Genomic DNA, 20,980 nt, shown 5'->3' on the forward strand with positions numbered 1-20,980 from the left:
ACGTATCATAATTTATCGGTTAAAAAGATTTATTTTTGTTAAGTTAAGTTGTTTTTATGATTCAAAAGATCTATAATTTCAATAGTGTTAATTGAGTCTATTTTCACATAAATTAAGGAGGGGGACAATGTGAAGTCCATACGCAACCGGGTGAGATTGATCGTTATCTTATCTTTAGCGAGTATCGCTATACTAATCGGGTTCTCTGTTTATATTTTTAATCAGCAAGCTGAAATGGCTGAGGAAAGGGAACATTTGCAAGAAGCACTCATTCATAGTGAAGAAATCAATTATAAAATGATGAGGACCACAAATAGCCAGCAAGTATTTTTTGCAGGACCAGGCGAAGCTAATGCAGAAGCAATGCAAACAGCAATTATCAGTCTAAAAGAAACAGCTAAATCCTATGCAGAATCCTATAAAAATTACCCTGCTATATCTGATAAATTTTCAGCAATCCACCAGAGGGCGGTGACTTACGAAGAAGAACTGGATACAGTGGTCAACATGTATCGTATGATCGGATTCAACAATGATAGCGGCATGTATCAATACATTAATGATGCATATAAAGAATTGACTAAACTAACAGATGAATTAGATAACTCAAGATTATCCAACCATTTACTATCTCTCCGTTTATCAGAAGCACGTTTCTTACATAGCCCGACAGAGGAAACATTCAATGAATTTGATGAAAGGAAACGAACCTTTAAGGAGTTAGGAGAAGAAGCACAGTTAACAGCTGAACAAAATAGTCTCTTCAATACGAACTTACTAAAATATGAACAGACCGTCCGTTCCATGAACAATTCTTTTGCTTCATCTGATAAGATTCGTACCACATTCGAAGAAATATCCGCTGAAATTGCTGATCAAGTCGATCAAGTAGTTTCGACAGTTGATGGCCTTCACAGTCAACTTCTGGCAGAACAGGAACAAGCTAAGCAATTACTTTTTCTGTTATTGATATTGATCGGAACACTAGGTTTACTGATCACTCTTATCACTGGTTTTATTTTAATCAAATCTATATCCCGGTCCTTATATACACTCAAAGAGGGCGCAAAGATTATCGGTGATGGGAACCTTTCCCATCGAGTAACTGTCAGTACCAGGGATGAAATGGCTGAATTAGGTGATCAATTCAATCAAATGGCTGAAAAAATGGAGCAATCAGTGAAAAAGGTATTACACGCGTCAGGTGTTTTGAGTACATCTTCCAATTACCTGACAGAAGTTGCAGAACATACCACTCGTCAGGGAGAAGAAGTAAATGACGCCATCAATCAAGTAGCAATCGGTTCCCAGGAGCAAGCACAAAAGATAGAGGAAAGTACCAATAGGATTGAGCAAGTTTCACAGGCCATAACTGGTACAACCAAAGCTACGGAGGAAATTTCGGGTGCGTTAAAGGAAGCGGACAGAGAAGGCAAACAAGGGTTACAGACAATCAATAAATTGGAGGACATTTCCGATTCCTTTATTTCTCTCGCTTCGCATTTGACAAAGGAAGTACAATCGACTACCAAGCAGTCAAAGCAAGTAAATAAAATTGTCACCACCATTGAAGAAATCGCGGATAACACCAACCTGTTAGCATTGAATGCAGCTATCGAATCTGCACGTGCAGGTGAAGCTGGTAAGGGATTTGCGGTTGTAGCCGATGAAGTAAAAAAGCTTGCAGAACGATCCAAACAAGAAGCAAAAAGCATTCAGACACTTGTAGATAGTATGTCACTGCAAATGACCAGCTTATCTGGTGAAGCGGAAAGATTTGCGACTTACCAGCAATCACAAAATCTTGCAGTAAAAGACACCAAAAATGTCTTCTATCGTATTGCTGAGCAAGTTTTAGCGATGAATTCACAAATTCAGGACGTCAATGCAGCCATTACCGGTGTAGACGACGTCAATGATATTTTAAAACGTAAGTTGCAGGAAATCAGCATTATCTCCGAGCAAGCCGTCGCTACAGCTGAGGAAGTAGCTGCTTCAAGTGAAAATCAGGTGAACTCTTTCACCGAAGTAAATCATGCTGCAAATGAACTGCAAAGCCTTTCTCAGGAGCTGGAAGCAGAGGTCAGCCAGTTCACCATCTTATCAGGCACAGCTTCCTATGAAGAGGGCACTATCCATAATGAAGAGATAATGGAGTACGAACCATCAGAGGAAGAAACTACTCTTGAGAAACAACATGCCCTGGTATCAGACGATGAGTATTTATCAGAAAGGAAAACCTCTTAGATCAACAAGAAAAAAGAATTCCCCGGCCATGTTTCCTTGGCCAGGGAATTCTTTATCACTAATAAGCAATTGAATTAGCAATCTTCATCATTTTTTCTGCATCATTTTTTAAACTGTCCTTTTCAGCATAGGTAGTGACCTTCACACCGCCTACGCCTACTTGAAGTTCATATTTTTCTTCCTCATTTATAGGCAGTACCCTTACATACCCAAACCGGCCTTCATCTTCAAATGATTCCAACAACAGATGCTCATCTTTTTCAGAGGCGGCCTGATAATTCAATTTACTTTTCCGTTCTTCCTTAGGATTATAAAATAATATAAATGTCTGCTCACCTTCGTTAAGAATCAAATTACTATTTGACTCTTCTGAGATTTTCATGCTGTCTGGGATATATAATGAAAATGAACCAGCCTCATGATTTGTCTCCGTTTCATTTTTCTCAAATGTCGTTTTTGCAACTTCATGAGTTTGCGAGATTGCATCTTCTTCGGACATAAAAAAACTACATCCCCCGAGCACAAAAGCAAGAATAGTAAGTAATGAACCAATCGTCTTCTTCATAGATTATTCCTCCTGCAACTCCCTCTTTTTACTTTCATGATACTATTGTTTGTTGATTTGACAAGTTCCATTTCGTACCATCTCCTATCAATGGACAGCTTGTTATAAATTGTCCATAATGGAAATGTAGGAACAAAGGTAAAGAATGGGAGGAATTTATTATGGAACTTACCGTATATTTAGCCGGACAAATCCATGATGATTGGAGAGACGAAGTCAAAAGTAAAGCAAAAGAAAAAGATTTGCCGCTGACGTTTGTTGGACCCCAGGAAAACCATGACCGCTCTGACAATATCGGCGAGGATATTCTCGGTGAACAGCCAGGCAGTCTATACAAAGATGATGCTGCATCCAGCATCAATAATTTCAGAACCCAAGTATTACTGCAAAAATCTGATGTTGTCATCGCCTTGTTCGGAGAGAAATACAAGCAATGGAATACTGCCATGGATGCCAGTGCAGCTATTCATCTGAACAAACCGACTATTATCGTGCGCCCTGATTCATTGATCCATCCATTGAAGGAATTGACCAACAAAGCCGATGTAACCGTTGAAACCGTCGATCAGGCGTTAGAGGTATTGCAGTACATTTATGAATAAGTCTTTAAAATTAAAAAAAGCTGACCCAGTCTTAAATAGACCTACTGGGTCAGCTTTTTGATTATAGTGGAGACCGGAAATGGGACTGAGTAACAACTGGCTACACAGCCCCAAGACGTCATATACTATTGCTTTCCAATACTCTTTTCACCTAAAAGTTAAGTCTGTTCTGCTTTATGCTTGTTCGCGAATTCATATTGGCCTTTCAAGAGTCGGGTAATGTGGATGAACATTTCTTTACGATTGACTGCAGCATTAGTAAAAATGCCAATGGCTCCTTCGTTTCTTCTTACCTCTTGCTTATCTGCATATTCATCCATTACATCGCCTAATTCTCTACCCTTTTCTAATTCTACCTTAATCTCTTCCGGTAATGGGATTCTTGCTCCACTGGCCAAGTACAAGTTTTCATGTTCATCTACTAGCGCACCCCAGTTACATAGGTAAAGTTCATCGGCTATTTCCATAACTCCACCTTCTAAGCCAAGTCCCATAGCCCCTTTTTTCATTTTTGCACATTCTCTTGCCCGGTTGATAGCACCTTCCTGTGTTTCTTCATCAGAAAAAGGTTGAGCAGACACTTTAGATTCAACCTCTGCTCCTTCTATATCAAAACTAGTAAATACTTCTTTTACAGATTCTATTTTTGTAGGGTTTTGCGATCCAGTATATATGCGAACCATTCTATTCACCTTTCTATCGAACAATTACTTCCTTACACTATACATCATTATCCCCATTCAGGTCTATGGTTAAAAAGTCAATCTCGATAAGAAGCACTTCATCACAAAACAGAAATAAAATCACGCAGACTTACCAAGCCTGCGTGATTTGTATCTATTACTTATCCGTTATTACGAATTTGTGCGACTGTATTTTGATCTGTCGTTTTCACTAGTTTGACCAACAGCTCTTTTGCTGCAGCATAATCATCCACATGGATAATAGAAGATGATGTATGGATATATCGTGAACAGATCCCTACCACTGCAGATGGTACCCCATCATTGGAAATGTGCACTCTTCCTGCATCTGTGCCACCTTGCGATATGAAATATTGATAAGGTATGTCGTTACTTTCTGCCGTATCCAGAATAAAGTCCCGGATACCGCGGTGTGTTACCATACTGCGGTCGAATATACGAAGTAATGCCCCTTTGCCAAGTTGGCCGAACTCTTTATCATCACCACTCATGTCATTGGCTGGAGAAGCATCCAGGGCATAAAAAATATCCGGTTGGATCATATTGGCAGCCGTCTGAGCACCTCGTAACCCTACTTCTTCCTGAACAGTAGCACCAGAGAAAAGCTGATTAGGTGTATTTTCCCCATCCAATTCTTTCAACAGCTCTACAGCAAGTCCGCAACCGTAACGATTATCCCAGGCTTTTGCCAGGATTTTCTTTTCATTTGCCATCGGAGTAAACGGACATATTGGAACAATTTGCTGACCCGGTTTAACACCAATCCGTTTTACATCCTCTTCATCATCTGCACCAATGTCGATTAACATATTTTTCACTTCCATCGGCTTCTTACGTTGTTCTGGTGTTAAATTATGAGGAGGTATAGAACCGATCACCCCTGTGACGGGACCATTATCCGTAATCACTTGTACTCGCTGAGCAAGCATCACCTGGTTCCACCATCCCCCAAGTGTCTGAAATCGAATCATCCCATTCTTGGTAATCTGCGTAACCATGAAGCCAACTTCATCCATATGCCCGGCTACCATTACTTTTGGACCTTCACCTTTTTTAACCCCAAAAACCCCGCCAAGGCCATCCTGAATGATTTCATCTGAATACTTCTCTAACTCTGATTTCATAAACTGACGTACCAAATGTTCATTACCCGGTGCGCCAGGTAGTTCTGTCAATGTACGGAATAAAGATTGTGTCTCTTGATTCATTATGTATCGAACTCCTTTCCACTATAGTCACCATTTTACCGAAACTTTCGACTACTTTCTACTTTTCAAACTTATTTTAGTTTTCATTATGCAGCACATTTAGTATACTAGTGGGAAAGAATACTTATTGAGGTGAATAGTGATGGATTGGAAAAAAGTCGCAATCGCGGCAGGTGCCGGTGCTTTAGCTGGCTATGTCGTCAAAGAGCAAGTCTTCAACAAACAGGGGGTTACTCCTGAAAAAGCATTGAAAATCGCAAAAGAAGCTTTCAAAAAACAAGGCCCTATCAGCGGCTCCTGGATTTACATGAAACCAGAAGAATTGACTAAAAATGGAATGGATTATGAAGTTTATCGTGGAGGCGTTTCTAAAAGCCAAGATGGAGAAACTTCTCAATATGAATTTTTCATCGATGCCCAAACAGGAACAATCGTCGATGTTGCCGAAGCTAATTAATAACAAAAGCCGTGCCGGTTTATTTAAACCGGCACGGCTTTTATTATTAACTAGGATTGTTGGTTGTGGATAACATTTTGCGTCGGGCTGCATCCAGCTCCAGCGCCTACCCCCTCGAGGTCTTAAGTCAATCCTCTCTGTGATTAGAAAAACTTGGCTTATCGCCGAGGCTATATGGCGAAAGCCTTAGTTTTACTTATACTTTAAACCTTTATTAAACTTGATTTGACTGAAAGTACAAAAAACGTCACGGCGAGGCTTGGCTTAAGCTTGTCGGGGGTGAGCAAGGCGCTTGCGCTTTTGTTCTTTAGTAAGCATAGCGGTGGCGTTTTACCTCATCTATTTTCTTTCCATCCTGGTCAAATTTGATCGCCCGGTAATGGGCATCATGGTAGAACGTATACCAGGCATTACGCTCATAGCCATAGGTCATCCATTTTTGTTTTTCATGGACTGACGTTACAGGATAATCATCATATGCAAGAACCCACAATGGGTTCTGGTGTCCATGTGTCGGCATGATATCCGCCATATGAATGAATTGTTCTTCGCCATCTTCAAATAGAATGATACAATGACCATCACTATGCCCGCTAGTATGGATCATTTTCAAGCCTGGCAGCAATTCCTTTTCTTCTTGAAACGTATGTACCTGTGATTCTACAGGCTTCCAGTTTTCTTCCCAATACGTATTAGCAGAACGAAGATTCGGTTGCCTCATTTCATTCCATTCCACTTCGGAAGTTATAATTTCTGCTTCAGGAAACGTAGAAACAAGTTCATTTTCTTGCCAGCGCGTCAATCCACAAGCATGATCAAAATGAAGGTGTGTCATCAGCACCATGTCAATATCTTTTGTAGTCAATCCCAACGTTTCCAGAGACTCATCCAGCTTCGATTCTTCCAGAACACCAAAGTTTCTAATTTGCTTCTCGGAAAATTTCCCATTACCTACGCCTGAATCAATTAAGAATCTACGGTCATCAACTTCCAACAAAATCGGATCAGACCGAAGCTCAATTTGGTTCTTATCGTTAACCGGATATTTTTTCGTCCATAGTGGGCGCGGAACAACTCCGAACATCGCTCCTCCGTCCAAATGGGTAACTCCACCTTGAAGCCATGTCAGCTTGGCTCGTCCTACTTGCAATGTTTCCATTTGTCCCCCTCCTTTTGCTTACACTTTAAAGTGTACCATAACAGATGAGAGGTTTGAAAACGGTATCAGTCCTTGAAGGAGACGCGGCAACGATAAATCGGCTGACCTTTTTCTGCAAACTTCTCCTCATATTCGGTGGGAACATTCAACGGATCATCCAGTTGGTGTAAATCAAGTTCCACCTCTTCTAAACGCATACCATATTGAGAGAAGCTCACTAGCGAATATTCGAAAAGCTTTTTATTATCGGTCTTCATAGTGATTTTTCCATTCGCTTTTAAAATACTATGATATTGTTCTAAAAACGTGTGGTAAGTTAGCCTTCTTTTTTCATGGCGTGTTTTCGGCCATGGATCCGAAAAATTCAGATAAAGGTGGTCTACTTCATTTTCACCGAACAGTTCCCTTAAATCTCTGGCATTCTCGTTCACCATACGCACATTGACAGTATCTGCATCAATCACTTTCTTGACTGCACCGACAATGACACTTTTGACACGTTCGATCCCTACAAAATTGATATCATGATGCTGTTTCCCCATCCCGGCAATAAATTGTCCTTTTCCGGAACCGATTTCTAAATGTAACGGCTGTTTTTCGGGAAAGAGTGCCTCCCATTTATTTTTATGTTCAAATGGTTCCTGGACGACGATGTGGTCGTTCTCACGCAGAAAATCATCTGCCCATGGTTTATTACGCAAACGCATATATTATTCCTCCTCTATCGTCTAAACTTTATCATGAAATCACTCTCTTAGAAAAGTTTTTAGCGAATATGCAGGAAAACGACGTATACCTCCATCTCTCCCCATATATGTCGCTATACCAAAGATATATGACTTTTATCACCTTTCATCCTTTCTCAAGAGCTATAACTACTAACTCCCTCATTTGGATTGTAAGCGTTTACTGGGATATGATTATTATCGTATGATTAATACTACAAACATGGAGTGAGTATTTACTGATGAAACTACTGACTAGTATGATCGAAATGAGCGTAATTGCTGTATTTTCTGCGCTTTTCGCTGGATATGCACTTTTCATATATCCATTTGAAAAATTGACACAACTGGTAAATCCTGAAGTTCGCAAAAATCAAGTCAAATATGCACCACAAGCTTAACGATTTGATAACGACATCATGAATATATATTATCCAAAAAAAATTGGACTCCTTAAAAGGAGCCCAATTTTTTTGTATAGGAAACAGCATTTTTCAGCACTCTAAATAAAAAAGGATGATCATGATGCCATTGACGATAAATGACCAGCTGAATGTTTTATACGATTTGCTTACAGAGCAAAGTGAGGATGGCTGTGGCACAGTTGCCGAATGCCAGCAGATTGCACGGCTTGTCCATTCCCTTCAATCAAAGCTGGCCAATCAGCCTGAGCAAAATTTACAGGATTATTTACCTGGAATTTATGATTACAGTCAACAAAGCTTATCTGACGAACAAATGACAGAACATATCTATAATAATCAAGCTAATTTAAAACACTGGGTTAGTGCTCTGGCACAGGTCAAGGACACCAGATACCATGATTAACCATGAGTCGCATCAGTGATTCCGTTCGCTGAGCGGCTTCTTCTATATCTCCTCGCATGCGGTGCCATTGAATGAAAGTCAATGATTGAGCTATCGCATACCAGGTCATACGTGTATATAAATTTTCTGTTTCTTCCACCCCGTACCTTTCCAGCCATGGCTTCCAATCCTCTTTAGGAATATACCAGTGTAACAGCATCCCTAAGTCCATGGCAGGATCTGCCACCATCGCATTGTCCCAATCGATCAAATAAAGTTGATCATCCCTGGATAACATCCAATTATTATGATTCATATCACAATGACAAACTACATGCTTGGCTGCTTTCACTTCCCCCAGTTTTGCTTCCAAATAATCAATCGCTATATAAATTTGTTTCCATGGATCGATATCCTTAAAGAGACGTTCGTTCTCTTTGATATCCTCAAGGATGTCTTCTGGAAGTAACGGATGTTTGCTTATCCGCATTAGCATGTCTAACAACTCGGAAGAATGATGGATCTTACTCAACAGTTTTGCCACCCGTGGGTGTTTCATTTCTTCCTGTTTGAGTTCACGGCCTTCCAGCCATTCCTGAGCAGTGATAACATCACCATTTTCCAACCTTTTTGTCCATACGAGCTTAGGTACGATTCCTTCTGCAGACAATACAGCCAGGAAAGGGGATGAATTCCGCTTCAAGAATAGACGTTTATTATTATTTTGTGCATAATAGGCCTCACCAGTCGATCCACCGGCTGGTGTAATGGTCCATTCTTCTCCAAGTATGTGTTCCAAGCGTTTCACCTTCAATTCCTCAAATCTTTAAGTATTGCCGTGCCATAAGCGGTATTATAAGTATACATGATTTTCTTTCCATAGCCAGTAAAAGTTTTACCCTGCTGTATGATACACGTTTTATAGAATATCTTATCTCCCCGGCCAATTTCAAGAACTAGCTTCTTTATCCCAAATAAACCATTCGCTTTTGCTCTGGTATTTCCATTTTACAAAAACGGCACGAGCCGACTTCCCCATCGACCTGTACAGGAATCTTGGATGGCGACTCTACGGTAATCGCTCTGCCCTTATATTGTTTAACTTCTCTTAAAGATGTGTGTTTCCCAAAAAATACGGTAATAAACAATAAAAGTATTTTCCACTTAGGCAGTGATTCGACTACGATGACTGAATAGAAGTCTTTTTTTAAACTGGCTTGTGGAGCGATCTTCATTCCACCCCCATAATATGGGTGTCTGGAAACAGTTATCATATAAGCACCCTTTACATGTTTTACTTTCCCATCAATGGTAAGGGTGATATCTAATGATTGATAAGCTGGAATTACTGTGAAAAAGGCAAGGACGTAACTCATAAAACCTATTCTCATCCTGTTGAAAACTTTTTTGAAGGATGAGTTATCCGCTTTATAAGCAACTTCAGCGTCCAGACCAAAACCAATACTGTTCATAAAATGCCGGGGGTTCTTGACGTCATTATGAAACCGGTAAGCCCCTGGTTTGAAGGTTAAGACTTTGGGATGGTCGATAATTCGTTTGAATAAGGTAACGGAATTTGTATGTATGCCTGCACCTCGCGCAAAGTCATTTCCAGAGCCAGCGGGTATAACGGCAAGAGGAATTTCAGGATAGTGCTTCATACCATTTAGCACTTCATGTAATGTCCCGTCTCCTCCAATGATAATCACGGTTTTTATCTTTTCGTGATAAATTTCAGTTACTTGTTTCGCAATCTCTTCCGCATGCCCTTTATAATCGGTGATAAATGATCTGCATTGATTCGCTTGAAATGAAGGATCACGCTGAATCTTCTCTAAAATAGTTAAGGCTCTGCCATTACCAGCAATCGTATTTACAATGACAATATGCATCTCTTCCCCCCTAGTTACCAGCAAAGCCTTTCGTGAGTCTATTATACTACAAACAATGCAAAGGTAGTACTTACAGACTCAGCTGCTCGAAAATAGTTTAAACTGTCACTCCCCGTTTACGAAGCCTTGATCTTCCTGATCCCATTCCGGACGCCTTATGGCAGTAGTCTGGCTATGTTTAACAAGAGCTTCAGCTGCCTTCAATTGCGAATGCTTTAATGGAGAACGCAATTTTCTTTTTTCTTCAAACCATTTTTGGTACTCAACTTTACCAATATAACTTGTATGGAAATTTTCATTTGTAGATTTAAACTCATTTTCAGGTGCGAGTATCACTTTGCTATATGGGAAATCAATTCCATATTTGGAAAGAACACTTTTCACGTAAGTTTCACTCCGGTTCAAAGCAATCAATGGGCTGATGATCTTTGAACTGCTATGCTCATCTTTGATATACCAGGTTCTGTTATCTTCTGTTACTATCACCGAATTAGCAGAAGCCTCCATGAAATGAATTATTTCAATCCCAATGGGGCCAATCAGGATTGTATTTATTTCCATCGGTGCTTGTTTGATTTTGACTAGCGGCTCATACATGATAAGAAACGTATCGGGAAACCGCTGTAAAAAGTATTTCAATTGCTTATCATGTTTATAATCTGGGTCTAAAAATGATTTCTCCCATAGCGTTGATGTTGCCCATTTTAATTGAACAGAAAAAAGATTATCAAGAAAAATTTGCTTTCCATCATCTAAGGACGTTGGAGGCTCAGGAGAAGGATCCTGAGTCGTCTCTTCTTTATCTTGTCTCTTGAACAGGCGTTTCCATTTAGAAGGAGGTTCGTCTTTATCAGATGGTGGAGGCGGTTGCTCCAAACCCAAACGCTGTTCGGTCCACTTTTGTTTCATTGTCTCCCAGTGCTTCTTTTTGGCACGGATATATTGGCCGGGATATTTATACATATCAGTTTCATAACGGGAAATATAATCCTGAAGCTTAATCAACTGTGCCATAATGTCACCCCAATTCGATCGTCTCGACAATTTCATACTTAGTCGCTTTTGCGGGATGGATACGGAAGATATGAAACCGGTCGACCGGTAAAATCATTGTTTCTTTCAAGTTCTCCAGTTTCTCATTCGGAAAAATACCTTCCTGCTCTTCCTTCCACTTTTTCGCTATCGTGATATGAGGACGGTATGGTCGGTTTTCTTCTGGAAAACCAACACGTTTCAGTCGTGATTCCACAATTTCTTTCAAATTTAATAAAGAAGGATGCTTCTCCACTTCCATGAATAAAACTCTCGGCTTATGTTTTTGACCAAAAAATTTCAGATCTGACGCTTCGATATGGAAAGGAGCAGGGTACGATGCTGCCTCTTCCTTCAGCACATGCAGCACCTCATTAATATTTTTCGTATCTACCGCTCCGAGAAATTTCAATGTAATATGAAAATCTTCTGGATGCGTCCATGTTTTGTATTCTATCACCTGTTTCAGTTCTGTTTGCCAGTCTTTCAGAACCTGACGTATTTCCTCGGAAATAGGCACGCCAATGAAATAATGAGGTGTTCCTGTCATTGTAATCATCCTCCTTCTAAATAGATTTGTTTACCTTCCCGTTTACTTACCACTACAATCAAGACCATACCTGTAAAAGTCATGGCAGAGAAAAAGCCATACATCCCGAATACATGGAGAGCATCAATCCATACCCCGCCTATAAATGTGAAAAATGCGTTTCCCAACCCATTTCCTACAGCAGAGTACAACCCTACCGCTGTTGCAATCACATCTTTAGGCGCGAGTTCCCTTACCAGTATCAAAGCAGCAGGTATATAAAGTCCGACTGATACACCTTGCATGACTGTCGTTGCGTAAACGATCCCGCTCGAAGGTTCAAAGGCATATATAAGCCAACGGAAGAATGAAACAGAAGAGCTGATAATCAATACTCGAAAAATACCCAGCTTATCAATTATAAATTGGGATATTTTCATAAAAGGGGCTTCACTTCCCGCAGCAAATAAAAACGCTATTCCTACTGCTGTTAGTGTCCCACCAACAGTTAAAATGAATGTACCGAAGTAATAATTGTTGGCTAAAACCGGCCCAAATACTAAGAAATTTGAAAGTAAAAAAATCATAAAGCTTTTTTGTTTGGTTAACACCTTTAGGCCTTCACGAAAAGATACGGCCACACCTTCCCCATGTTTGGGGAATTGAGAGAGTGATAACAAAGCGAGAATAAGTCCTCCACTAAAAAATATGAATACCCAATTCAGAGATCCGGCTACCTCCGTGACACGCCCTAACACAAAAACAGCCACAGCAAAACCGATTGCTCCCCATAACCGGATATTTCCGTATTGTTTCCCATGCTGTTGCACATAACTTAGAGACAAACTATCGGAGAGAGGTACAATAGCTGATTGAAATACTGCGATGATCAGCATACCTGCATATAAAAATATAAAACCTTGCCAAAGGGGGTAAAGTAAGCCCAAAATAGCAGCCAATAATGTCGCAATTGCCAGCAGCCTTCTTGTTCGTTTGGTGTGATCACTAATCATTCCCCATAGTGGTTGAATGAAAATAGTGACTAAAGGCAATGCAGCAATAATCAATCCAATTTGCGTATGATTCAATCCTTTTTCTTCTTCTAAAAAGATGGATAACAGTGGAAAGAGGGCCCCGAAACCAAAGAATGTGAAAAAATAGTAGATTTGGAAAAAACGATAAGTCTTATGTTTGTATTCCTGCATTGGCAGACCCTCTCTTCTTAAAGATGTCACGTTATTTTGTCAGTTGATAAATCGCTTCTGCATAGATAGCAATCGCTTTTATCATGTCATCGATACGGACATGTTCATCTTTTTGGTGAGCCGTGTCCGGACTGTCTGAAAACATTGCGCCGTAGGCTACCCCGGTTTTTAGTGCTCTTGCATAAGTAGCACCACCGATTGATTCTACGCTTCGCTCACTTCCTGTCTGTTTATTGAATATTTCTAATAACGTCCTTACGTCAGGGTGGTCTTCATCAATATATAGAGGCAAGAGATGATCATAAAGTTCATAATTTCCTTTCTGAATAGCTGCCACTTCTTTCATCTTGTTAATAATCGCTTCACCGTCGCTGGTAACTGGATAACGGATGTTGATACCAGCAGTAATATCACCATTTTTATAGAGAAGTGATCCAAGGTTGATCGTTAAGGCACCTGAAGCATTATCCTGCGCGTATATTCCGAGATTAGTACCTGAAGTTTCTCCGAATTGGTCGGCTAACCATGAGAAAACAGCCCTTGCTTCGTTAGATAAAGGCAACTGTGATAAAAAATTTGCTAACTCGAAAACAGCGTTGATACCTTGTTCCGGTTTGCTTGCATGAACACCTTTGCCTCTTATATTCACTTCCACCTTGTTTCCGTGACTATTTATTTCCCCCGTCAACTCACGTTCAATAAGAAAACTCTTAAACTCTTCTTCCAGATTGGAGGGGCCATTCATCTGTAGTTTTGCTTTTGCAAAGTCTGGTACCATATTCAGGCGATCTCCACCTTCTATACTATCTACTCGCATGACATTATCTGAAGATTGAGTAAAAGAAGGAAGTTGCAAAAATCCATCGATCAATCCTTTTTCAGCATGAATGACAGGAAATGCAGCATCTGGAGAAAATCCGAACTGAGGCATTTCTTCCTGTTTAAAATAGTAATCGATTCCCTGCCAATCCCTTTCCTCATCTGTTCCTAAAATTAGCCGCACTCTTTTTTTCGGCTCAAAACCTTGGTCTTTCAATAGTTTCATGGCAATATATGCAGCCATTACAGGGCCCTTATCATCCTGTGCCCCCCTAGCAAATAGCTGGCCCTCTCTGATTACCGGCTCAAAAGGGTTACTGCTCCAGCCTTCACCGGCAGGTACGACATCAAGATGGCCGAGTACTCCCACGATTTCGTTACCCTGTCCGTATTCAATGTGCCCGGCATAGCCTGAAATGTTCTTTACTGAAAAACCATCTTCCTGGCCGATAGAAAGCATTTCGTTCAACACATCATCTATCGGTTTTCCAAAGGGATAATGCTCATCTTCTTGGTACACGCTCGGTATCCGTAAAATTCTTTTAACTCTCTCTTCAAATTCCTGTTGGTAGCGAGAAGCTAGCGTGGTAAAGTTCATTTTCCTCCCTCATTTCCAATGATTTTTTTATACGTGACATCATCGCATATAGCGAATAGCCTGGCTTCTTCAGGGATTGGTTCGTCTAACCTCCTGTTGATGTTCAAGTCATTGCCATCCGCAATTAATGTCGCTCCTCTTTGCAACAATGATTCAAAGGCATCACGATAAGTCTTCCAGTCCCCATGTTTCGGTATCAAATACAAATCATCTCCATGTGAGCGGCTTAATAACTGACCGTATATATTGGATACTCCGTTCATAAAGGCTGACCTTACAGCCAATGAGGATACGGTCTCATTTGAGATAATGAACTCATCTACCTGGACATGTTTGAAATTTTTTATATGAGCTTCTTCCATCACTTCTACAATCGTATGGACATCTGGTGCCAGCGCTTCTACAGTGGAGGCAATTAACAGAGTTTTCCCATCAATTAACTGATCGTCTTTAATCCGGTCATCTGCAAATATCATCACAGCTTTAGCAGCTGCTGCATTGGCCTTTAATAACGTTTCTTTCTGGGAAGCATTCCCTTTTATGTAGTATATATTGTCTTTTAAGAATGGAGCTTCTTTTAAATCATCAATAATGACGATCTCAGCATTTTCATAAGTATCTATGATTTCTTTAATCGCAAAAGAGGCCTTTTGTGACCAGCCGATGATAATATAATGACTGTTATCTTTATACACGATATCACCTTCCAAACGTTTTTTTCGGAAACTAGCAAAACCGTCGACTACTTTCCCTATAACTACACCAATCAAGCCAATTCCCAGGATGTAAAGGACAATAGCTATCAAGCGTCCTGCTATGGTAACAGGATAATAATCCCCATAACCTACTGTAGTGACCGTAGTCATCACCCACCAGAATCCGTCAAAATAAGTAGGAAAGTTCTCCTTTTCCACATTAACTATCAAAATCGTTCCCAATAGTACGAGCATCCCGCTTGATAAAAATAATACATAATTATTAATGTTGACCATCTTGGCGAGTAACTTGCGAAGTATGTACATATCCTGCTCCCCTTTCCTAAGGTAATAGCTATGTAAATTTAGTGAAATATCTGTAAATTCCAGCTCATTTTGTAGCATATATCATAATTTTTAGTGTAAACTATAAATAACTTCATAGCATCACCCGCACATACAATTCCAACGAATGAATCTAAGGAGTGGTTTTTTGAATCATTCATCATCCCGTATGCTTAACCGTATTAAATCCATCTATCTTTATATCAGAGAGAATGGGATAGTTACGACGTCACAGCTAGCGGAAGAGTTCGGCATTACCGACCGGACAGTCCAAAGGGATTTGACAATTCTGGAATATAATGGTTTAGTGGATAGTCCACATCGCGGAAAATGGACGACAACAGAAAAGAAAGTAAAAATTTCCTAAATAAATCACAAAGTCACCCGGGCCAATTGGCCGGGTGCTTTTTCTTCCTTTTTAGAGGTTGGTTATTTCTTTCAAGTAAGTTACTTCTTCTTCTGATAATTCACGGTATTCTCCTGGGGCTAGATCCTCGTCCAACTGGAGCGTTCCCATGCTCAACCGTTTCAGGTAGGTAACGCGTTTTCCTACAGCTTCAAACATACGTTTCACTTGATGGTATTTTCCTTCTGTAATTGTAAGTTCGATTTCCGATTCAGAACCGGAGGATAATATTTCAAGCTCGCCTGGTTTTGTGATATAACCATCGTCAAGCTTGACCCCTTGTTTGAAAGTCTCGACATCTGCATCCGTCACTTCACCATCTATGGTCGCGAAATAAGTTTTACCTATATCTTTTTTTGGTGAAGTAAGTCTATGAGCAAGCTGACCATCGTTAGTGATCAACAGCAGCCCCTCTGTGTCTTTATCTAAACGGCCCACTGGAAAAGGGTTGAATATAAGATCTTCAGGCTGCAATATCTCAATTACAGTTTCTTCCACTGCATCCTCCGTCGCAGATACCAGCCCATCTGGTTTATTCATCATTAAATAAATATATTCCCGGTATTCTACCATTTCACCATAGACAGTGACCTGATCTTTATCAGGGTCAACATGTGTTTTCGGACTATTCACCGTTTCTTCGTTGACTCTGACATTACTGGACTTCAGAAGCGACTTCACTTCTTTTCTTGTCCCATAACCCATATGAGCCAACAATTTATCAATGCGCATCATTTCCCTCCTAGCTATTTTTTTTATTCAGGAACCGATCAAGCACTCTCACTTTACCTCCAAGTACCCGTTCCAGCAAAGTCGATTTATAGGCAAGCCAGAGATAGCTCACTCCACCAATAACTACACCTGCAATCAACATAATTAAAGCATCTAAGCGGCTTTCTTCCGGATTTATAAATATACCCAGGAAGAACTTAACTATCCATAGTATGAGTGCCATAATGGTTGTAAAAATCACAACAAGTAACGCACGTTTGAATAAAGGCTGCATTGGGAAGTCTGCTTTTTTTCTTACTCTCCATAAGTTAAGTAGAACAGCTGTAGCTACAGCAAGCAGGGTAGCAAAGATGGAACCTTTAGCTCCGAATACTAAAATCAACGGGATATTCAACGATGCTTTAATAATCATTCCCGCTGTCAGACTGATGATCGTAAAGTTTTGTTGGTTGATTCCCTGCAGTACTGCAGCACTGACAGAAAATAAACCAAACAACAGGGAAGCAGGAGCGTACCAAGCCAACCACATCCCTTTCATTTCTACGCCTTCAATACCATATAAAGCACCATATGCTTCTCCGGAGAGTACAATCAGCCCTACAACAGCTGGGAATATAAGTAATATTACAATCTGAAAAACCTGGTTTATCTGCTTATGAAGCAACTGAATTTTCTGTTCTGTGAACGATGCGGTTACAGCTGGCAGCATGGATAAAGACAATCCTGTAGCAAGTGTCATTGGAATAATGACAAGCTTGTGGCCATACATCACAATAGCTGCATAAGCGGTATCTGCAAGGTCGCCTTCACCAGCTACGAACATGGCATCCTGGAACGTCAGGTTATCAATGAATTGATAAAGAGGAATCGCAATCCCTACCAGAACAAACGGACCAGCATAACCAAGCAGCTCTTTGAACATTTTCTTTTGCGGAATATTATAGGAATACTCCTGCTGTTCCAGGTGACGGTCCAGAAATGGTTTGCGTTTTTTCCAATATACATAAAGTACAACCACAGAGGCAATGGCACCGACAAATGCAGCAAAGGTAGCGAAACCGACGGCCAACTCAATAGAACCGTTGAATATTTCCCTGACGACAAATACTGAAATCAAAAGAAATGCAATCCTCGCCACCTGTTCAATCACCTGGGATACGGCGGTTGGTGCCATCGATTCGTGCCCTTGGAAAAAACCACGAACAATACTCATTCCAGGGATGATCAGCAGGGCAAAGCTTACCATTTGAATGACCCTTGTGGCGTCCTTTAAAGCGATTTTACTGCTTTCCTCATTCATAAATGATTTTGCCAGCAGCTCAGCTCCAAAAAACATGATCAGGAATGCAACCAAACCGCTAAATGCCATCAATTGCATCCCGGATTTCAATATCTTCCTGCTTGTTTCATAATCTCCGAGCGAATTATACTTTGATACGAATTTTGAAACGGCTAACGGGACCCCTAATGTGGATATACTGATGAATATCGTGTATGGTATATATGCAAAACCATATAACGTACCTCCCGTGTCGCCTACCATTGCTTCAAAAGGGATAAGATAAATCATCCCTAAAAACTTTGATAAAAATGTAGCTCCAGTCAGGAGCATGGTTCCTTTAACTATTTTCGACATTTCTATTTATTCCACCTTCAATGATTGTAGAGTCGAACGAATCTATTTTACCATAAATAAAGATGATTCAAATCAAATAACATCATGATTGAAAGGAATGACTACATTGTCCTATGAAACAGCCATCATTGGCGGTGGCCCCTCAGGCTTAATGGCAGCAATTGCTTCTGCCGAACAAGGTGTCTCTACTATATTGATCGATAAAGGAAAAAAGCTCGGCAATAAACTTGCTATATCGGGAGGAGGGAGATGTAATGTGACCAACAGACTTCCTCAAGACGAAGTAATTAAACATATTCCTGGTAACGGCAAGTTCCTATACAGTGCGTTTTCAGTGTTTAATAATTACGACATCATTGACTTCTTTGAAGGATTAGGAGTGGCATTAAAAGAGGAAGATCACGGCCGGATGTTCCCGGCAAGCAATAAAGCAAAGGACGTGGTCAACGCCTTGCTTCACCGGCTGGATGAGTTAGGCGTTGAGATAAGAACGAACACTCCAGTAGAAGCGATCGATTATGGAGAAAACAGCCATACGATTATTCTAAAGGGAAAAGAAAAAATTACAACTAAAGCGATTGTGCTGGCTGTGGGAGGAAAATCAGTCCCTCATACCGGCAGCACAGGTGATGGCTATGCCTGGGCTAAAAAAGCGGGACACACGATTACAGAGCTGTATCCAACTGAAGTACCGTTAATTTCCTATGACCGTGTTATCAAGCAAAAACCCTTGCAAGGTTTATCATTAAGAGATGTAGCTGTATCCGTTTTCAACCAAAAAGGGAAAGCAATTATCACCCATCAAATGGATATGATTTTCACCCACTTTGGACTTTCCGGACCAGCTATTTTGCGGTGTTCACAGTATGTAGTAAAAGAATTCATGAACGGGAATCGTCCTGTTAAAGTAGAAATCGATACGCTCCCTGAGAAAAAAGAACTTGAATTAATAGAACAGCTTCAAACCTTAGTAAAAGAGCATCCGAAGAAAAGTATGCGTAACCTGGTAAAGGGCATTGTTCCCGAACGCCTGATAGACTATATCTTAGATAAAGTAGGGATCGAATCGGATGATAAAGCAGCAAACATTTCCAATGAACAAATAAGAAAGTTCGTTGCCGAATTAAAACATTTTACCGTTACCATACATGACACACAATCAATTGAAAAAGCGTTCGTAACCGGTGGTGGAGTATCCATTAAAGAGGTAATTCCAAACACCATGCGATCAAAGTTAATGTCCGGGCTATATTTCTGCGGAGAAATCCTGGATATCCACGGCTATACAGGAGGGTATAATATTACATCCGCTATGGTTACTGGAAGGGTAGCCGGCATGCATGCTGCCTGGGAAGCAATGGGCAGTTGAACTACCCCCACTTAATTTCTTCGAAATTTGAAGTAGGGGATGAATGCAGATTAATGATAAAATAAGAAAAACGAGAGGCCCTCTAAGAGAGGCTTCTCGTTTTTCTTTGCAGGTAGGCCTGTTCCCTACCCAATTCTCTATTAATCAATATATTAATTTCTTCCCGATATTCTTGGGTTATTTCAGGATCAGACTTACTCCAGTCAACCGCACAAAGAAAATAGTAATTCCGTATCCGTTTCAAATAAAAGGTAGTATTGGGAAACTGGTCAAAGTATCCTCTGACGACTCCTCTTCTATCGTATGCCCAGCGAATTAATTTCATACACACCACCCGAACATATATTCTGAACTGGATTATATAATATCAAATAAGTCTGTCGGGAGCAACAATTGTATTTCTACGGCTCTGTTTAATACTTTTTCATAAGAGCGTATTCAACTATCGGGCCGAAAAGTCGAAGACTTGACTTCGAAATATTGTAAGAGGGGAAGGGCGTAGGAAGTTCTCGAAATCACACTTGTGGGGAATACATCCCATAATATTTGAAAGAAGACTTCTGCCCCTTTATATCCTTTATATTCTCTATAAATGCTTCAGGATGAAGTTTTAGTTGTGAACTATTCTCTTTTTGAAGGGTCCGTTTAGTATAAAACTGACTGGATGGGAAGAGAAACGGTGAGACTCCCGCGGGAGAAGGGGCTAGGCAAGATCACGCAGGGCTTTAGCCCGATGAAGCTTGCCAGGTCCCCCGCAGGAAAGCGAGTCGTTTCATGGAACCATCCCATTGCTCTTATGGTAACGGGCACCACTATCTCAAAACTGAGTCTTCTTGTAAAGGGGGCCTATCTATAAAAACAGCATGGTGATTTAGCAGAGCATTTCTATAAAAGAAACCCGGAAGCCTTGGAAGACTTCCGGGTTTCTTGTTTGCCTAGCGGCGTCCTACTCTCACGGGGATAAACCCGACTACCATCGGCGCTGGAGAGCTTAACTGCTGTGTTCGGCATGGGAACAGGTGTGACCTCTCCGCTATCGCCACTAGACCTTTATGATGCAATTGAGGTGAACCCTCAAAACTAGATAAGTAACATTCAACGATCCAACTTCTTCACGAATGATATTAGTTAAGTCCTCGATCGATTAGTATCCGTCAGCTCCACGTGTCACCACGCTTCCACCTCGGACCTATCTACCTCATCGTCTCTGAGGGATCTTACTCACTCGAAGTGATGGGAAATCTCATC

22 protein-coding genes and 2 rRNA genes are annotated in these 20,980 nt (G+C 40.6%); 7 read left to right on the top strand and 17 right to left on the bottom strand.

The features are described from left to right. Window positions 1-129 precede the first annotated feature (129 nt). Window positions 130-2,247, top strand: a complete 2,118-nt coding sequence (locus tag ACGTN9_RS16035; protein WP_499594484.1) for a methyl-accepting chemotaxis protein — start codon at window positions 130-132, stop codon at window positions 2,245-2,247. A gap of 58 nt (window positions 2,248-2,305) precedes the next feature. Here the strand turns inward: ACGTN9_RS16035 and ACGTN9_RS16040 are convergent, their stop codons facing one another. Then, window positions 2,306-2,812, bottom strand: coding sequence for a hypothetical protein (locus ACGTN9_RS16040; protein ID WP_499594488.1), 507 nt, complete (start codon window positions 2,810-2,812; stop codon window positions 2,306-2,308). Between the two features lie 161 nt (window positions 2,813-2,973). Here ACGTN9_RS16040 and ACGTN9_RS16045 point away from each other — a divergent pair, with 161 nt between their 5' ends. Further along, window positions 2,974-3,414 (top strand): YtoQ family protein, encoded by a 441-nt coding sequence (locus ACGTN9_RS16045; RefSeq protein WP_499594490.1) that lies wholly within the window; start codon window positions 2,974-2,976, stop codon window positions 3,412-3,414. A gap of 158 nt (window positions 3,415-3,572) precedes the next feature. On the opposite strand, the gene ACGTN9_RS16050 is transcribed toward ACGTN9_RS16045, so the two are convergent. Further along, a complete protein-coding gene (locus ACGTN9_RS16050) occupies window positions 3,573-4,097 on the bottom strand; it encodes a DUF84 family protein (RefSeq protein WP_499594493.1) in 525 nt (174 codons plus the stop codon). A 161-nt stretch (window positions 4,098-4,258) separates the two neighbouring features. Then, window positions 4,259-5,326: a M42 family metallopeptidase gene (locus ACGTN9_RS16055; RefSeq protein ID WP_499594495.1), complete on the bottom strand. Its 1,068-nt coding sequence runs from the start codon at window positions 5,324-5,326 to the stop codon at window positions 4,259-4,261. A gap of 142 nt (window positions 5,327-5,468) precedes the next feature. On the opposite strand from ACGTN9_RS16055, the gene ACGTN9_RS16060 reads away from it, so the two are divergent. Then, window positions 5,469-5,783: a PepSY domain-containing protein gene (locus ACGTN9_RS16060; protein WP_028783498.1), complete on the top strand. Its 315-nt coding sequence runs from the start codon at window positions 5,469-5,471 to the stop codon at window positions 5,781-5,783. 307 nt (window positions 5,784-6,090) lie between these two features. Here the strand turns inward: ACGTN9_RS16060 and ACGTN9_RS16065 are convergent, their stop codons facing one another. Next, on the bottom strand, window positions 6,091-6,942 hold the full coding sequence (locus ACGTN9_RS16065; RefSeq protein WP_499594497.1) for a YtnP family quorum-quenching lactonase: 852 nt from the start codon (window positions 6,940-6,942) through the stop codon (window positions 6,091-6,093). A gap of 65 nt (window positions 6,943-7,007) precedes the next feature. Continuing rightward, the gene (gene trmB, locus ACGTN9_RS16070) at window positions 7,008-7,649 is read right to left on the bottom strand and encodes a tRNA (guanosine(46)-N7)-methyltransferase TrmB (RefSeq protein ID WP_499594499.1); all 642 of its coding nucleotides are present in this window, start codon (window positions 7,647-7,649) and stop codon (window positions 7,008-7,010) included. Between the two features lie 260 nt (window positions 7,650-7,909). Between trmB and ACGTN9_RS16075 the strand changes: the two genes are divergently transcribed. Then, window positions 7,910-8,068, top strand: a complete 159-nt coding sequence (locus ACGTN9_RS16075) for a hypothetical protein (protein ID WP_499594502.1) — start codon at window positions 7,910-7,912, stop codon at window positions 8,066-8,068. Between the two features lie 124 nt (window positions 8,069-8,192). Then, window positions 8,193-8,495 carry a YtzH-like family protein gene (locus ACGTN9_RS16080; protein ID WP_499594505.1) on the top strand — a complete coding sequence of 101 codons (303 nt, stop codon included), beginning with the start codon at window positions 8,193-8,195 and terminating at the stop codon, window positions 8,493-8,495. Here the strand turns inward: ACGTN9_RS16080 and ACGTN9_RS16085 are convergent. From ACGTN9_RS16085 to ACGTN9_RS16115, 7 genes are all read right to left on the bottom strand, one after another. Next, on the bottom strand, window positions 8,470-9,273 hold the full coding sequence (locus ACGTN9_RS16085; RefSeq protein WP_499594537.1) for a phosphotransferase family protein: 804 nt from the start codon (window positions 9,271-9,273) through the stop codon (window positions 8,470-8,472). The genes ACGTN9_RS16080 and ACGTN9_RS16085 overlap by 26 nt on opposite strands. A gap of 166 nt (window positions 9,274-9,439) precedes the next feature. Beyond that, the gene (locus ACGTN9_RS16090; RefSeq protein WP_499594507.1) at window positions 9,440-10,366 is read right to left on the bottom strand and encodes a diacylglycerol/lipid kinase family protein; all 927 of its coding nucleotides are present in this window, start codon (window positions 10,364-10,366) and stop codon (window positions 9,440-9,442) included. A gap of 105 nt (window positions 10,367-10,471) precedes the next feature. Then, a complete protein-coding gene (locus ACGTN9_RS16095) occupies window positions 10,472-11,380 on the bottom strand; it encodes an NERD domain-containing protein (RefSeq protein ID WP_499594510.1) in 909 nt (302 codons plus the stop codon). A gap of 4 nt (window positions 11,381-11,384) precedes the next feature. Beyond that, on the bottom strand, window positions 11,385-11,948 hold the full coding sequence (thpR, locus tag ACGTN9_RS16100) for an RNA 2',3'-cyclic phosphodiesterase (protein ID WP_499594512.1): 564 nt from the start codon (window positions 11,946-11,948) through the stop codon (window positions 11,385-11,387). Window positions 11,949-11,953: 5 nt separating this feature from the next. After that, window positions 11,954-13,162, bottom strand: a complete 1,209-nt coding sequence (locus ACGTN9_RS16105) for an MFS transporter (protein ID WP_499594515.1) — start codon at window positions 13,160-13,162, stop codon at window positions 11,954-11,956. A gap of 1 nt (window position 13,163) precedes the next feature. Next, window positions 13,164-14,549, bottom strand: a complete 1,386-nt coding sequence (gene pepV / locus ACGTN9_RS16110; protein WP_499594518.1) for a dipeptidase PepV — start codon at window positions 14,547-14,549, stop codon at window positions 13,164-13,166. Then, window positions 14,546-15,571: a potassium channel family protein gene (locus ACGTN9_RS16115; RefSeq protein ID WP_499594520.1), complete on the bottom strand. Its 1,026-nt coding sequence runs from the start codon at window positions 15,569-15,571 to the stop codon at window positions 14,546-14,548. Before ACGTN9_RS16115 ends, pepV begins: the two co-directional genes overlap by 4 nt. Before the next feature lie 187 nt (window positions 15,572-15,758). On the opposite strand from ACGTN9_RS16115, the gene ACGTN9_RS16120 reads away from it, so the two are divergent. Then, the gene (locus ACGTN9_RS16120) at window positions 15,759-15,956 is read left to right on the top strand and encodes a DeoR family transcriptional regulator (RefSeq protein ID WP_499594523.1); all 198 of its coding nucleotides are present in this window, start codon (window positions 15,759-15,761) and stop codon (window positions 15,954-15,956) included. A 51-nt stretch (window positions 15,957-16,007) separates the two neighbouring features. On the opposite strand, the gene ACGTN9_RS16125 is transcribed toward ACGTN9_RS16120, so the two are convergent. Further along, window positions 16,008-16,727 (bottom strand): pseudouridine synthase, encoded by a 720-nt coding sequence (locus ACGTN9_RS16125; protein ID WP_499594526.1) that lies wholly within the window; start codon window positions 16,725-16,727, stop codon window positions 16,008-16,010. Between the two features lie 10 nt (window positions 16,728-16,737). Continuing rightward, the gene (locus ACGTN9_RS16130) at window positions 16,738-18,363 is read right to left on the bottom strand and encodes a putative polysaccharide biosynthesis protein (RefSeq protein WP_499594528.1); all 1,626 of its coding nucleotides are present in this window, start codon (window positions 18,361-18,363) and stop codon (window positions 16,738-16,740) included. 106 nt (window positions 18,364-18,469) lie between these two features. Between ACGTN9_RS16130 and ACGTN9_RS16135 the strand changes: the two genes are divergently transcribed. Then, complete coding sequence (locus tag ACGTN9_RS16135; protein WP_499594539.1) at window positions 18,470-19,732, top strand: BaiN/RdsA family NAD(P)/FAD-dependent oxidoreductase; 1,263 nt, start codon at window positions 18,470-18,472, stop codon at window positions 19,730-19,732. An 82-nt stretch (window positions 19,733-19,814) separates the two neighbouring features. Here the strand turns inward: ACGTN9_RS16135 and ACGTN9_RS16140 are convergent, their stop codons facing one another. The 3 genes from ACGTN9_RS16140 to ACGTN9_RS16150 form a co-directional block, all read right to left on the bottom strand. Continuing rightward, window positions 19,815-20,057, bottom strand: coding sequence for a protein YuzH (locus ACGTN9_RS16140; RefSeq protein WP_499594531.1), 243 nt, complete (start codon window positions 20,055-20,057; stop codon window positions 19,815-19,817). A gap of 608 nt (window positions 20,058-20,665) precedes the next feature. Further along, window positions 20,666-20,779, bottom strand: a 5S ribosomal RNA gene (gene rrf / locus ACGTN9_RS16145). A 77-nt stretch (window positions 20,780-20,856) separates the two neighbouring features. Then, a 23S ribosomal RNA gene (locus tag ACGTN9_RS16150) occupies window positions 20,857-20,980 on the bottom strand; the annotation flags it as partial.

This window comes from Halobacillus sp. B23F22_5 (assembly GCF_043497085.1).
GTDB lineage: Bacteria > Bacillota > Bacilli > Bacillales > Halobacillaceae > Thalassobacillus.

Bases quoted from the DNA above. Each gene is read 5' to 3' on its own strand.
- ACGTN9_RS16125 (WP_499594526.1), bottom strand. From the start codon at position 16,727: ATGCGCATTGATAAATTGTTGGCTCATATGGGTTATGGGACAAGAAAA.
- ACGTN9_RS16090 (WP_499594507.1), bottom strand. From the start codon at position 10,366: ATGCATATTGTCATTGTAAATACGATTGCTGGTAATGGCAGAGCCTTA.
- thpR (WP_499594512.1), bottom strand. From the start codon at position 11,948: ATGACAGGAACACCTCATTATTTCATTGGCGTGCCTATTTCCGAGGAA.
- ACGTN9_RS16065 (WP_499594497.1), bottom strand. From the start codon at position 6,942: ATGGAAACATTGCAAGTAGGACGAGCCAAGCTGACATGGCTTCAAGGT.
- trmB (WP_499594499.1), bottom strand. From the start codon at position 7,649: ATGCGTTTGCGTAATAAACCATGGGCAGATGATTTTCTGCGTGAGAAC.
- ACGTN9_RS16075 (WP_499594502.1), top strand. From the start codon at position 7,910: ATGAAACTACTGACTAGTATGATCGAAATGAGCGTAATTGCTGTATTT.
- ACGTN9_RS16120 (WP_499594523.1), top strand. From the start codon at position 15,759: ATGCTTAACCGTATTAAATCCATCTATCTTTATATCAGAGAGAATGGG.
- ACGTN9_RS16060 (WP_028783498.1), top strand. From the start codon at position 5,469: ATGGATTGGAAAAAAGTCGCAATCGCGGCAGGTGCCGGTGCTTTAGCT.
- ACGTN9_RS16115 (WP_499594520.1), bottom strand. From the start codon at position 15,571: ATGTACATACTTCGCAAGTTACTCGCCAAGATGGTCAACATTAATAAT.
- ACGTN9_RS16050 (WP_499594493.1), bottom strand. From the start codon at position 4,097: ATGGTTCGCATATATACTGGATCGCAAAACCCTACAAAAATAGAATCT.
- ACGTN9_RS16055 (WP_499594495.1), bottom strand. From the start codon at position 5,326: ATGAATCAAGAGACACAATCTTTATTCCGTACATTGACAGAACTACCT.
- ACGTN9_RS16095 (WP_499594510.1), bottom strand. From the start codon at position 11,380: ATGGCACAGTTGATTAAGCTTCAGGATTATATTTCCCGTTATGAAACT.
- ACGTN9_RS16040 (WP_499594488.1), bottom strand. From the start codon at position 2,812: ATGAAGAAGACGATTGGTTCATTACTTACTATTCTTGCTTTTGTGCTC.
- ACGTN9_RS16045 (WP_499594490.1), top strand. From the start codon at position 2,974: ATGGAACTTACCGTATATTTAGCCGGACAAATCCATGATGATTGGAGA.
- pepV (WP_499594518.1), bottom strand. From the start codon at position 14,549: ATGAACTTTACCACGCTAGCTTCTCGCTACCAACAGGAATTTGAAGAG.
- ACGTN9_RS16080 (WP_499594505.1), top strand. From the start codon at position 8,193: ATGCCATTGACGATAAATGACCAGCTGAATGTTTTATACGATTTGCTT.
- ACGTN9_RS16130 (WP_499594528.1), bottom strand. From the start codon at position 18,363: ATGTCGAAAATAGTTAAAGGAACCATGCTCCTGACTGGAGCTACATTT.
- ACGTN9_RS16140 (WP_499594531.1), bottom strand. From the start codon at position 20,057: ATGAAATTAATTCGCTGGGCATACGATAGAAGAGGAGTCGTCAGAGGA.